Origin of the sequence: Gordonia effusa NBRC 100432, assembly GCF_000241305.1 — a bacterium.
GTDB lineage: Bacteria > Actinomycetota > Actinomycetes > Mycobacteriales > Mycobacteriaceae > Gordonia > Gordonia effusa.
In genome coordinates, this window is record NZ_BAEH01000054.1 from 48,552 (window position 1) to 60,230 (window position 11,679).

At 61.9% G+C, this 11,679-nt stretch carries 8 protein-coding genes; 3 read left to right on the forward strand and 5 right to left on the reverse strand.

What is annotated here, in order from left to right; translation table 11 throughout:
• Positions 1-38 precede the first annotated feature (38 nt).
• Both GOEFS_RS09970 and GOEFS_RS09975 read left to right on the forward strand, forming a co-directional pair.
• Positions 39-1,049, forward strand: coding sequence for a hypothetical protein (locus GOEFS_RS09970; protein ID WP_007317776.1), 1,011 nt, complete (start codon positions 39-41; stop codon positions 1,047-1,049).
• A complete protein-coding gene (locus GOEFS_RS09975; protein ID WP_007317777.1) occupies positions 1,046-2,341 on the forward strand; it encodes a methyltransferase family protein in 1,296 nt (431 codons plus the stop codon). The genes GOEFS_RS09970 and GOEFS_RS09975 overlap by 4 nt, the downstream gene beginning before the upstream one ends.
• Before the next feature lie 5 nt (positions 2,342-2,346).
• Here the strand turns inward: GOEFS_RS09975 and GOEFS_RS09980 are convergent, their stop codons facing one another.
• The 4 genes from GOEFS_RS09980 to GOEFS_RS09995 all read right to left on the reverse strand — a co-directional run bounded on the left by GOEFS_RS09980 (position 2,347) and on the right by GOEFS_RS09995 (position 8,776).
• Positions 2,347-5,703, reverse strand: a complete 3,357-nt coding sequence (locus tag GOEFS_RS09980; RefSeq protein WP_007317778.1) for an ATP-binding protein — start codon at positions 5,701-5,703, stop codon at positions 2,347-2,349.
• Positions 5,700-6,518 carry a DUF4194 domain-containing protein gene (locus GOEFS_RS09985; RefSeq protein WP_007317779.1) on the reverse strand — a complete coding sequence of 273 codons (819 nt, stop codon included), beginning with the start codon at positions 6,516-6,518 and terminating at the stop codon, positions 5,700-5,702. The genes GOEFS_RS09980 and GOEFS_RS09985 overlap by 4 nt, the downstream gene beginning before the upstream one ends.
• Positions 6,515-7,975, reverse strand: coding sequence for a DUF3375 domain-containing protein (locus GOEFS_RS09990; RefSeq protein WP_007317780.1), 1,461 nt, complete (start codon positions 7,973-7,975; stop codon positions 6,515-6,517). The genes GOEFS_RS09985 and GOEFS_RS09990 overlap by 4 nt, the downstream gene beginning before the upstream one ends.
• 177 nt (positions 7,976-8,152) lie before the next feature.
• Positions 8,153-8,776, reverse strand: coding sequence for a TetR family transcriptional regulator (locus tag GOEFS_RS09995; protein WP_007317781.1), 624 nt, complete (start codon positions 8,774-8,776; stop codon positions 8,153-8,155).
• A gap of 297 nt (positions 8,777-9,073) precedes the next feature.
• Here GOEFS_RS09995 and GOEFS_RS10000 point away from each other — a divergent pair, with 297 nt between their 5' ends.
• Positions 9,074-10,483 (forward strand): cytochrome P450, encoded by a 1,410-nt coding sequence (locus GOEFS_RS10000; RefSeq protein ID WP_007317782.1) that lies wholly within the window; start codon positions 9,074-9,076, stop codon positions 10,481-10,483.
• Between the two features lie 138 nt (positions 10,484-10,621).
• On the opposite strand, the gene GOEFS_RS10005 is transcribed toward GOEFS_RS10000, so the two are convergent.
• Complete coding sequence (locus GOEFS_RS10005; RefSeq protein WP_007317783.1) at positions 10,622-11,659, reverse strand: YeiH family protein; 1,038 nt, start codon at positions 11,657-11,659, stop codon at positions 10,622-10,624.
• Positions 11,660-11,679: the final 20 nt, after the last annotated feature.

The following is an 11,679-nucleotide window of genomic DNA, read 5'->3' on the forward strand; positions in this document are numbered from 1 at the left end:
CGCGGTAGCAAGCCCTCAGTTCGCTACGATAACTTCTCATGACAGAACCCGACGTTCCGCCACTACCGGAGGAATCGGAAACCTCGCCCTATCGTCCGTCAAATCAACAGTGGGTGCTCGTGGGCTTCATCATCGCCTTCGGTGCTGGCTTCCTGCTTTATCACGTTTTGAAAGACAACGGCCTCGGGCAATCAGCGGCGCTGTACGTCGGGATACCGGTGGTGATCGCCGTCGTGGTGACACTGACCGCGCCAGCGAAAAGACCGGTCGGCACAGCGATGAAAGTTACGACCATCCTCCTGCTGCTCTCCGTTCCGGTATTGGGCGAAGGAGCCTGCTGTGTCCTATTGGCCGCTCCGCTGTTCTATCTATTCGCCTTCCTCGCCGTCGAGGTCGTCACCGCGTGCCGCCGGGGGCGTGGAAAGCCCCTCGGACCGTCGGCATTCGTGATGCCGGTCCTGCTGGGACTGCTGATTTTGGAGGGGACTACTCCGGCACTGACCCCACCTGCCGATTCGGCCTCCACGGCGACTCGGATCATCGACCTACCGGCGTCGAAAGTCGCTGCCGCACTATCGCTTCCGATGAACTTCGATGGTATTCCGCGCACCGGGGTGTTGGCGATCGGGTTCCCCACCCCACGGCACGACAGCGGCGGCCTTGACCTCGGTACGGTGCGCGTCATCGATTTCGACGGAGCGCATCACCGCAATGGCCCAGTTGCTCAACATCATTGGGGCACAGACCAGAGTGCGCTTAGCTTACGAATCGCCCACCGGACCGCGGACTCGGTAACCTTCATGCTGGCGTCCGATACTAGCCCGCTGGCATCGTGGCTACGCTGGAATCAGATCAACGTCAGCTGGAAACCGATAGATCAGGGTCGTAGCGAAATACGTTGGCAGGTCCACTACACCCGACTACTTTCGCCGTCGTGGTACTTCGGTCCGATCGAACGCCTCGTCACGTGGCGTGCCGCCGACTATCTGATCCGCAGCATCAATGTTGCCGGTGTCGATGGCCATCCCCATCACATACCTGCCCAATGACACCGGACGTCGGCGCGCTACGTCCGCTGCTGGTCGTCATCCCACTCGTGCTCGCGGGCGGATTGTGGTTGGTAGTCAACGATATTCGACGTCGTTCGGCGGCGATTCTCGCGCTGCTCTGGAACCTGATCGGGCTGACCGGGTTGAACGTGTTGGCGACCTCGGTCGGGTGGTGGAGTTTCGATGCGGCATCGCCGAATCTTCTCGGCACACCCGTCGATCTCTTACTGGCGTGGGCGATCCTGTGGTCAGTGATCCCGGTCTTGGCGACGCGGTGGGTGCCGCTGACGTACGCCGTTGTCGCTCTGATTGTGCTGGATGTCTACGCGATGCCGGCTATGCATCCCGTCGTCGAACTTCGCGGCGACTGGTGGTGGGGTGAGTTGATCGCCGTCGTCACGTGTCTTCTCCCTTCGTCAATCCTGGGCGCGCTGACGATCCGGCGAGAGGTGTTGGCGGTGCGTGTCGGGCTTCAGGTGGTGTTGTTCACCGCGCTGCTAGTGGTGGCTATCCCGGCGTTGTGCTACGAACTACGTTCTCGCAGTGGGTTTCTCGCACCGCCGTCGGATTGGCAGCTCCACATCGGCGGAGTCTGGGATATCGTGGCGATCCAGGTCGCGGGGGTCATCGCCCTGGCAGCACTGGCCGCGGTCGCCGAATTCGCTCGAGCCGGCGGAACCCCGTGGCCGTGGGATCCGCCATCGCGGGTGGTGACCGTGGGACCCTACGCCTACCTGACCAACCCGATGCAGTTGTGCGCGACACTTCTCATCGCGATAGCCGGTCTGGTGCTGTGGATTCCACTGATGTTCATCGCGGCAGTGGGCGCGGCGGCATTCTCCGCGGGCGTCGCGGCTTACGTAGAAGACGAAGCGTTGGACCGCCGGTTCGGTGATGACTGGTCAAGTTATCGCAACGCGGTGCCCACCTGGCTCCCACGCTGGCGGCCGGCACCCAGCAAAGAACCGGCCAAGGTGTACATCGCGCGCGGATGCGACCCGTGTAGCGACCTGGCTGCCTGGATCATCGCTCGACGGCCAGTGGGTCTGGAAGTTCTTGCCGCCGAGGGCTATCCGCAACCGCTCCGGCGTATCCGCTACCTGCACGCGACCGGCGTGAAACTAGACGGTGTCCGAGCGGTCGCCGCCGTCATGGCACATCTCAACCTGGCATGGGCGATGACTGGATGGGTGATCGGTACGCCGGGGATCTCACATCTGGTCCAGTTACTCATCGACGCGTCCGGCGGGCAGGCACGCGATATACCGACGACCAAGACCGAAACTGAGTAGCCAACCTACACCGGCAGCCGTGCCCCACTTGTTCGCCGTAGATCTGAGAAATCCTGGATCGAGGTCGATAGCGCCGTCGCCATTGGCCGGGAGTCTTCTGCCGCCTCTGTCTTGGACACCATGATGACATTGTCGATATAGGGCTGGATCGTGCTCGTATTCTGCACTGTCGCAACGATAATTAACTGAAATCCGAACTTGCGGAACGCACTGAGCGCCTGTTGCGCGAACTGCGGGTCAGACTTCGAGAATGCTTCATCGAGCATTAGCTGGGCGAAGATCGGCCGGTTGTCATCGCCGTGTGGGCTGGCCAGGTTGAAGCTCAACGCTCCGGCCAGACAGAAAGCCATCAGCTTCTCCTGCTCGCCACCGGAGTTATCGCCAGCATTGCTGTAGGTGCGAATCACCTCGCCACTGCTCGCCTCGTGTTCCTCACAGTAGAAGTCGAACCGGTTACGCACATCCAGAGCGTCGCGAGTCCAAGCACGGTCCTCCGGTGTTGCTCCGGCCAGCCGCTCGCGCAACATCAGAATATCCGCGTACTGCTCGAGGATCGCCTGTTCGTCGCCGAAGCTCACCGCAGTTGTTCGCGCGGAGATCAGTTTGGCACGCTCGGTCAATTCCGACACTGCGGCAAGGTGTTTGCGTCCTGGAACCAACCGCAACCGGGTACCGCGATTGAACGCCACCGCCGCGAGACCGGTGTTGACGCGCTCGATCTGCTCGACGATGCGGCGTTCCTCCGCATCGGCCGCCATATGCAAACCAAGGATCGCTCCGGGGGCCTGCTCAGTGATGAGTCGCCGCATTCGTTCATATGCGGCGGGCAGTTCGCGTTCGTCGATCCGACGGCTCACCGCGACGTAGTCATGCACCCGCTCATCGAAATCGTCACTGTCGTTCGGGATGGCGTCGGGGAATTCCTCGTCATAGGTGTCGATGATCCGCGCCAATTCGTCCCGAGACCTGCGCGCATCCGATCGCATCCGATCACGGTCCTTCGCAACGACTTTGAGCAGCTCCTGCCGGTACGGTTCAGGCGCGAGGACGTCGAGCGGCACGGCGGATTCCTCGCGAAATCCGTCCAGGGTGTTTTGCGCTTGCGCAAGGATCTCGTCCGGTGTGATCCGGTCGATCAGATCGAGCAGTTGAGTCCTACGGTCGTCATGCCGAGAAATCTTGTCGCGTACCAACGCCGCCTGGGAAATGGCCGTGCGAACCTGCTCCCAGATCTCTTCGGCCTTGCGCTGCAACGCTTCTACATCGGGATTGTCAACCATCAGCAGCTCGTACTGCTCGGTCAGTTGGTCGAGCCGCTCATCGGCGGCGTCGGTATCGATCGCACTCCACTGTGTGAACTGTTCACACACGCGTCGGTACGAATCGCGGCGCTGTTGCTTCTCGGTCCGCTCGGCATCGATCTCCGCGGTTGCCTCCCGGGCGATGTCGTACTCGTTCTGCTCGGCCGAAAGTTCCTCGCGCAGAGCGCTGATCTTCGCCTCGACGTTGCCGACGAAGATGTACTGCGACGGCCGCAACGGCTGGCGATCATCCTTCACCGCAAGTTTTGCGGAGTCTTTTCGCAGCCCCTGATCGGTGACGGCCTTGTTGTGTGCGCCGAAATCGGCCGGCGAGTCAACGCACATATAGTTGCCGAGTTTCGTCAGGACTGTCAAAGCTTCTGCGGCACAAGGATGGTCAGGATCGACGGCACGTAACGTCGCGCCCAACGTACCCGGTTCGGGGGTAGGCATTGGTCGCTGCTCGGCATGGTGAATCTGAATCCGGCCGCGCATGTCGTGACTGTTGACATACCGCAGCGCCGCACGAAAGTGCTTGTCGGGTACCAACAGTCGAAGTCCGGCGCCGCGCAGAACCTTCTCCACGGCTAAGCGCCAACGCTCCTCGTCGGGCGCCAATTCAACGAGTTCTGCCACGTATCGCAATTCCGACTCGTCGACCTGCAGCGCATTCGCCAGGATGCGTCGCATCTCGTGTTCGGCGCGCGGCAGCGCCGAACCAGCCTGCTGCACTCGACTCAGCTCGTCGACTGCGGCATCGCGGCGGGTGCGTGCCGCCACTTCGGCGGCCAGCAACTCGGCGAAGTGTCCTTTCCCAGCGGCAAGTTGGCCGTCTATGCGAGTCGCCTCGCCGATCATGTGCTCACGCAGCGACCAGAAATCCTCCGCGTCATTCGGTGCGGAGAAACCTAGGCCGGTGACCTTGTCTTCGTAGGTAGAGCGCCGGGCGGCCGCCTCGTCACCGGTCTTCTGCGCGGTTGCCAGCTGTTCTTGGAGTGGCGCCAGATCGCCGGTCGAGGTCGCGATCCTCGACAGCAGGTGGCTGTGGTCCGAACGCAATTGGTCGTGTTGCGACGTTAATGCCGCCAAATCTCCGTCCAGCCGGGCGATTTGGTCGTCGAGGTCGGCGACTTCGGGCACCGCATTGTGTAGTCGGAGGTTGTTGATATACGAACGCACCGTGGCGGTATCGATGGTGTCGAGCACCGTGAAAGTCGCTGCCTCGGTGGCATACCGTTCCTGGACGGCTTCGATATTGCCGAGGATCGCGCGTTTGCGGCGCGCGGAATCGAGCAACTCCCGCGCGTCGACGAGGGGGTCGATCTGCTCGAGTGCGTCTTTGATGCCGACGATACTCGTCGGGGCGTCGAGCATGAATTCGCGTACGAACTGTGCCAAACCGCCAACGCTTTTGAGCGACTTGGCTTTTCCGAGCAACTGCTGTGCCGCGTCCGAACCTCGGATACCGATGAGCGAGTACAGCGTCGCCAGGTACTTCCCCTCGCCGGGGCCTCCGCGCCACCCCTCTTCGCGGAAGGTCGACGGATTGTAATTGCTTGCGGCCCAGGCGTTGCAGACCTCCACGATATCCGCGTCGCCGTCGCAGATGAAATACGAGCTGTGGGCGTCGGTCATCTTGCCGGCGGCCAGCCATTTCAATACCAGGCCGGTGATCGCCGTGCCCGACGTCGAGGTGTAGGTAACCGAGATGGCCGCCCAAGCCGGTCCGGTGCCCCGCAAGTACATCACTTCGCGCTGCGCATTGGTGCCATCACGCCGTTCGCCCCACGCGCCGCGAACATATTTGCCGACCGTGCGTTTACCGCTCGACGCGCCAGCCGCGGTCGCATCACCCGAGGCGTTGAAATTACGTCGATGATCCGGGAGGAATGCCAGCGAAATCGCATCCAGCAGTGAGGATTTGCCGCTGCCCGACGATCCGGTGATCAGCGAGCCGTTGGGGCTGAACGGAATTGAGTGGTAGCCGTCGAAGACCCCCCAGTTGATCAATTGCAGACGCGACAGGCGGTATTGGTCGACGTCGCTGACCGAGCTATTCACCAGTCGCCTCCATCGAGTTCGTCTTCGTCGTCTTCGTCATCGTCGGAATTCTCGTCCTCGCTGGTCTCGAGACCCGCGGGCGGTAGTTCGCCTTCGTCACCCGAGCCGATGAACTGCTCGAACTGGCGCTGGAGATCGGTGATGACCGACGCCGTCATTACTGCCGAAATCACCGGGCTGACGGTAAACATGTCAGGGTCGTCGCGGTGCGCGCGCAGAAACGCCAACTCGGTCATCTTGTCGATGGCGTGGTCGATGCGCTTGTCGAACTGAGCCAGGTCACGGTCGATCGTATTGGTCACGCCGGCGAACATCTCGTGAATGTCCTCGCGGGTGATCAATACGTGCTCATTACGCGAGGCTCGGAGGTATTTGGCGAGATGCAATGCCAAGATGGCGTCGTAGGTATGGATCGTCTCACGTTTGAGAATCCTTCTGCCCCAACGTGAGTCGTAGCCAGCCTGCTCGACGAACGCCACTTCCAGTTCGTCCACGATTCGTAGGCGAAGGTCAAGTTCGGACAGTCGCGTACGCAACTCGTCGCGATACTCGCTCACCCACGTCCACAACTGCGGTTGACGCTCGCCGCTGATGTGCCGCCGGGTCAGCAGGTTTTGCAGTGCCCAGCATGCTCGATCGGGCAATGCCGAGACATCGCCGTCAAAGCGAGGCAATCGTGGACCGGTGGTGCCGCCCCCTTTGACGACTGTCGGTAGATCGTCATATCCGGCGAACTCGTCCGGCGTGGGCGGCACCTCGGTTCCGGGATCGTCGGGTCCGTCGTCGGTGGTTGTGGCGTCGAGGTCGGTGGTCACAGTGCGTCGGCCTCCGCGGTCGGAATGGGTTCGGTGAACATAAGTGCTGGTATTTCGATGGCGCGATCGGCGCCCTCCATCGAGCGGAACCGCACATGTGTCGCGGCGGCGGTCGTAGGGGTGGTCTGTTTCAGAGCCCACGACCACAGCACGATGACATGCGCGAGATACGGCTCGTCGAGACGCTCGATGACCTCGGACAGTGCGATCGGCCCGGTTGCTACCGCTGTATTGACGAATTCAGTCAGCGCCACCGTATCGACCTGACCGGCGAGTGACGCGAACGAGGAGAAGTCAGCGTTGGCGGAAGCTGACAATGCCGGTGCCGGTGGCGCGGGATTTCGTATTTCGAAGGCGAGCCGCCCGACCGAGTTTATCGCCGGTTTGGCAAGTGGCAGTTCATATCCGATGCGTCGATCGGCCAGCGAGGTCTTCAGCATCTCGTTGGCGGTGGTGAGAGCGTCGTTCAATTGTCGTGCGACGCCGCGACTCTGTTCGAGAGTTCCCGCCGCGACGAAGCGCCGGATTCGGCGGGCGCATCGCTGACGAGTGCGGCCGACCTCACTCATCTGTTCGGTGACGAGGGCGAAGAAGTTGTCCATCACCGATCGCAGTCCCGGATCGATGTCACTGAGCTGGCGGGTCACCGTCGTGATGTCGCTCATCAGTCTGCCGCGCTGTGTGGGGTCCTGAATCATCTGGCTGAACGCGTGATACGAGGCGCTCTGCGGTGATTCCAACAGTGCTTCGTAGTCGTCGAACATCTGCCGCTGGCGGTCCCGATAGGCAAGGTCGGAGTCATTGGGGTCATCAAGCAGTTGCGTCGTGATGCGATCAAGCATCGCACCGTACTGCCCGATGTCGGAGATAATCTGTTCCATCTGGTAGGCGATCGCGCGTGCCTCGTCCTGAGCCGCGGCGAGGTCGGGCTCGGGCCGCACGCCGGCTTCGAGGTCGGCCAGTTCGACGTCGAGGTCATGTATTTGACTCTCGATCTCGTCCCGAATCTGCTGTGGGTCGCTGGTGACCTGCCCGGCCACCCGACGCAGTCCCGCGGCCACCCCGTTGATGGACCCGCCGGTCGCGACGCTATCCTCGCGCCGCAATCGGCGCATATAGTCCAGGACCGAGCGGGCCTCGGTACTCAGATAGCAGGTGATCTGCGTCGATGAGCTCGCGGTGTCGGTGATCCGATGCAGCCAGCCCTGCCGCGCCCATAGCTTTACGAGGTCGGCGCCACCGGTTTGGTCGGGAGCACCAAGTTCGACGAGGTCACGTTCGAGTCTGATGGCGAGTTCGGTTTCGTTGAGCCGCGTACCAAAGTCGAGGTGGCGCTCCATCAAGGTGACGTAGAGCGCCGAGTTGGTGGCGGCGAATAGCCGCACTGCCGCCGACTTCTGTATGGACCGATTGGCGTCCCATGCCTCGGCCAGGGTCGACTGCGCCGCATTCTGCATCGCCGCCTCCTGAGGGTTCGATTCACACGGGACCCGACGATTTTGCCATGTTCGACGGTGCGCGCTCCCGCCGCCATCGACGCCGAGCGGAGTGAAGAACATTCATGCTGGTCACGAGGTGTTCATTTCGCGACATCGAAAGACATATGCGTTGCCTTCACCAGACCGCGCCGGCGATCAGTCCAACGGCAGGCCGGCCTCGAGCAAGTCGACGGCACTGAGCAACGTCTCAAGTGACTGTTGATCTCCCGGATCGTCGGTGTCTTCGGACACGTGGAACAGCACCCCGGCCACCGCCCACGTGAACACCTTCAGTCGTAAGTCGTCAGCCGGGACTCCGGTGTATTCGGAAAGCGTCTCGCGGGCATTCGAGATGGCCCTGTCTGACTCCAGTTGGAAGTGCCGGTGCAGGGCCGGTTCGGACCGGATCAGCCGCAGTCGGTCGGGGTTGCTAGCCCAATCGTCGTCGGCTGCCAGCGCGTACATCAAGGTGAGCATCCGCCGAACAAAGTCGAATGCCGAGAGGCCCGATTCGATGCTGGCGATTTCCGCGTCGAAGCGCTCCTCCATTCCATCGTCGATGACGACTTGCTCCTTGGAGCCGAAGTAACGAAAGAACGTCGTATGTGAGACGCCGGCGGCCTCGGCTATCTGTTCCACCGTCGTTTTCGAATACCCCTGCGCTGCAAATAGTTTCATTGCCTGCTGGCGGATCGCGTCGCGGGTGCGTTCCTTACGCTTCGCGCGCAAACCCGTCCGAGGATTAGCAGAGTCCTCCGGGACTATCGGTTGGACTGCCATTAGTTCTCCTGCCCCTGGCCGTGTGCCGCCACCCACTCAAGGTTCGTCGGCACCGTCGGCGTCACTTCGTCCGCGGTTGCGAACTGTCTCGCCCTTGACGTCCAGACTAGGCATTCGACCAGTCGACTGGCACGGTGCACCTCTACACGGGACCTATCGGCCAACACGGCGAGTTCTGCTTGAGCTGTCGTTTTCCACCGCCGTGGCCATAGTGCAGACACACCGTCCTTGGATGGGTATCGTTCCGGGCAAAGACACAAGTTACACAATTTGTTCCAACATTGTCTAGGAGCCCACATGCCCCCGTTGAAGAAGAGTTTTCAAACTGGACTGGCCGCCGTAGCAGCGCGTTATCCGTCGTCGGAACAACCACTTGCCCAGCCGCCAGCTGGATCCGACCTCAAGCCGGTGCGGGGCGATTTCGGGATCCCGTTGCTGGGCCACACCCTCGAGGCGCTTGCCGATCCCCTTGGCTCGACGATGGAGCGCTACGAGCGCTTCGGTCCGGTGTCGTGGTCCGGTTCACTGGGACTCAAGATCGTGCAACTCGTGTCACCGACGGCGATCGAAGCGGCGTGGATGAATCGCGACCGCGCGTTCTCCAGCGAGCAGGGCTGGGAACCCATGATCGGTCCGTTCTTCCGTCGCGGCATCATGCTGATGGATTTCGATGAGCACATGTCCCACCGCCGAATTCTGCAACAGGCATTCAACCGGCCGCGACTACTCGCGTATTTGGACATCATGAATCCGCGTATCGAAGCTACGCTCGCGAATTGGCAAGTGGGTCAAGACTTTCCAATCTACACGCGCTCCAAGGAGATGTTGCTGTCGGTCGCCAACGAAGTCTTCATGGGTATCGAACTGGGCGACGAGGCGGCTGAGTTGGGAGAAGCTTTCGAGGCGGCTGTCCGCGGCGGTCAGGCGATCATCCGCGCCGACGTCAAATATGGCACCTGGGCTCGGGGCTTGCGTGGCCGCGAGCGGCTGCAGGCGTTCTTCCGGTCCGAGATCGCGTCGCGCCGTACCGAACCCGGTGACGATCTATTCAGCGTGCTCTGTCACAGCGAGAGTGAGGAAGGTGAGACTTTCACCGACGAGGACATCGTTAACCACATGATCTTCGCGATGATGGCCGCGCATGACACCAGTTCGATCGCCGTGTCGATGATGACCTACTTCCTCGGTCGGCATCCCGAATGGCAAGAGCGGCTACGCGCGGAATCATTGGCCTTGGGCAAAGACACCCTGGAGTACGACGACCTCGACGCGCTGCCCAGCCTTGACCTCGCCTTCAAAGAAACGCTGCGGTACAACGCCCCGGTCGGCATGCTGTTCCGCAAGGCGATCAAAGACACCGAGGTCGACGGATATTTCATTCCGAAAGGCACGCTAGTCGCAATTAATCCTTGGGCCACAATGAAACTCGCGGAATGGTGGCCGAACGCGACCCGCTGGGACCCCGAACGCTTCGCTCCGGATCGTCGCGAAGACAAGGTGCATCGCTTCGCATGGGCGCCCTTTGGCGGGGGTGCGCATAAGTGCATCGGCCTGTACTTCGGCGGGATGGAAGTCAAAGCCATCATGCACCAGATGCTGCAGCGCTTCGAATGGACTGTCCCCCACGGCTACTTCCCGGAGATGACGTACGGCACCGGCCCGACGCCCGCCGACGGCCTGCCGGTCAACATCACGCGGCGCGGCTGAAACCTGCGACGTAGCGCCGGGCGAGGGAGAGATCCCCTCGCTTGCGCTGACGTCGCAGACTGCAGTCTGCAGTATGAGGCCGCGCGGAGCAGCGTAGCCCTCGCCGGTGCTGACGACGCAGACTTGAGCCGACGATGTCTAGTGCCCGGTGAGCAGCACGCCGACCAAAGCGACACCCGCGACCCACACCGTCGAGAAGGTCGCCAGGACTACCGGCCGGATACCTACCGATCGCATCGCCGTCAGTCGCACCCCCAAACCGAGCGCGAACATCGAGGTGGTCAGCAGTGCGGTCTGCACGACTTTGCCCGCGTCGACCAGTTGATCCGGGAGCACCGACGACGACCGCAACAACATCAATCCGATGAACCCGACGACGAACAGCGGCACCAACGGCGGGCGCGTCGTCGGCGAATCCGGGGCATCGGCCAGTTGCCGACGCTGACGGACAGCAAGCACCGCCATCATCGGCGCGAGCAAAAGCACCCTCGCCAATTTGACGACGACAGCGACGCTCAACGCGGTGGCCCCAATCGCGCCACCGGCGGCGACCACCTGCGCTACTTCATGGATTGCCCCACCCGCCCACATCCCGGCAGCGGTCTCCGATAGCCCAAGCGTGTGCGACATCAATGGCAGAAGGGGAATCATCAAGGTGCCGAACACAACTACGAGCGCCACCGACGTCGCCACCTCTTCTTCCTTCGCATCGATGACGCCGTCGGTCGCGGCGATCGCAGCGGCGCCGCAAATTGAGAATCCGCAGGCGATGAGCACCCGCTGATGCCAACTGAGGCCGAGGAGTTTTCCGACGTACATCGTGCCCGCCACTCCCAAGCCCACAATCGCCACAACCACGACGATCATTCCCCAGCCCAGTCGGGCTACGTCACCGAGCACTAGCTGAAGACCTAGTAGCGCGACACCGCATCGTAGTAATCGCTTGGCGGAGAACGCAATACCCGGTTGCAAGCGGGTCGGAATCGACCAGACATTCGCCGCGACCGCTCCGAGGAGTATCGCGACCAGCAACGGACTCACTGCCGGAACGAGCCGACTCGCACCTAACGCCGCTCCGGCACCCAGAGCGCTGAATATCAATCCCGACGTGAGCCCGGCAACCGGATGATTGGGGCGGTGTCCGGTTGAGGTCGGAAGGGCCAGCGATTTGGTCATATACCCACTCTTGCTGCGTT

What these genes read in the sequence shown, in the direction of transcription:
- GOEFS_RS09970 (WP_007317776.1), top strand. Translation starts at nt 39, where the DNA reads ATGACAGAACCCGACGTTCCGCCACTACCGGAGGAATCGGAAACCTCG.
- GOEFS_RS09975 (WP_007317777.1), top strand. Translation starts at nt 1,046, where the DNA reads ATGACACCGGACGTCGGCGCGCTACGTCCGCTGCTGGTCGTCATCCCA.
- GOEFS_RS09990 (WP_007317780.1), bottom strand. Translation starts at nt 7,975, where the DNA reads ATGCAGAATGCGGCGCAGTCGACCCTGGCCGAGGCATGGGACGCCAAT.
- GOEFS_RS09995 (WP_007317781.1), bottom strand. Translation starts at nt 8,776, where the DNA reads ATGGCAGTCCAACCGATAGTCCCGGAGGACTCTGCTAATCCTCGGACG.
- GOEFS_RS10000 (WP_007317782.1), top strand. Translation starts at nt 9,074, where the DNA reads ATGCCCCCGTTGAAGAAGAGTTTTCAAACTGGACTGGCCGCCGTAGCA.
- GOEFS_RS10005 (WP_007317783.1), bottom strand. Translation starts at nt 11,659, where the DNA reads ATGACCAAATCGCTGGCCCTTCCGACCTCAACCGGACACCGCCCCAAT.